This window comes from Streptomyces sp. PT12 (genome assembly GCF_003311645.1).
Classification (GTDB): Bacteria; Actinomycetota; Actinomycetes; order Streptomycetales; family Streptomycetaceae; genus Streptomyces.
On record NZ_QEST01000261.1, the window covers coordinates 1 to 291 of the forward strand.

General features: G+C 61.2%; 1 protein-coding gene. It reads left to right on the forward strand.

The features are described from left to right. A partial coding sequence (locus tag DEH69_RS32175; protein ID WP_220131355.1) for a hypothetical protein occupies nt 1-225 on the forward strand: 225 nt, incomplete at its 5' end. Between the last annotated feature and the right edge of the window lie 66 nt (nt 226-291).

Genomic DNA, 291 nt, shown 5'->3' on the forward strand with positions numbered 1-291 from the left:
GCGGCCGTAGGAAGGCTCTTCGAGTTCGTCGGAGAACTTCAACCGCTTCTCGACCTTCCCCTCACCCGGGAACAGCTGCCAAGCGGCCTCATGGCGCGTTTGGCTGCGCTTGAAGCCGAAGGTGTTGACCCGCCGGCATTCCCCATCACGGTGCGTGCTTTGCTCGCGTGGCTCGCAGCCAACGAACAAGAACTCGCGGCGCGGCCGAGTGGAATGAATCCGTGACGGCTGCCGTTGCGACACTCGAAGCCTTTGACGACATTTTCATTGGCGACAGTCTCTTCGCTAACG